The organism is Propionicimonas sp. T2.31MG-18 (genome assembly GCF_964266745.1).
Taxonomy (GTDB): Bacteria; Actinomycetota; Actinomycetes; order Propionibacteriales; family Propionibacteriaceae; genus Propionicimonas.
The window spans coordinates 1-460 of record NZ_CAXWGX010000010.1; the positions used below are offsets into that span (position 1 = coordinate 1).

The 460-nt window shown below is 73.7% G+C and carries 1 protein-coding gene; it reads right to left on the minus strand.

Features of this window, described 5'->3' with window-relative positions; genetic code table 11:
- A partial coding sequence (locus ACFQQJ_RS04850) for an NmrA family NAD(P)-binding protein (RefSeq protein ID WP_377104684.1) occupies positions 1 to 365 on the minus strand: 365 nt, incomplete at its 3' end.
- Between the last annotated feature and the right edge of the window lie 95 nt (positions 366 to 460).

Below are 460 nucleotides of genomic sequence, written 5' to 3' on the forward strand. Positions count from 1 at the left end.
TTCGTGAAGTCCGCCGCGAAGTCGGACGGGATGAAGCGGGGAACGCCCGCCTTCACCGCTGCGTCCAGCAGCACGCCCTGCCGCCCGATCATCACTGCGCGCAGGCCGTTGAGCGCGGACACGACGCACGCCGCGCCCGCGAGCGCGGACGCCATCGCGCCCACGTCCGCCGGATCGGCCGCGACCGCCTCCGCCCCCGACGCCTCGATCCGCGCGCGCGCGCCAGGCTTCAGGTCCGGCCGCACCAGCGCACGGACATGCGCGCCGCGCGCGACCAGCGCCTTCGCGATCCGACCGCCGAGGTCGCCCCCGGCCCCGGCCAGCGCGACGACGGGCTTGCCGCTCGACATATCCGGCATGCTCATGCCTCCGCCTTGGCGAACGGGTTCGGACCCGGCGCGTTTTCCATGCCGTAACGACGATATTGTTCGGGCGTCAGTTGCGGCATCGGCGTCGCGCC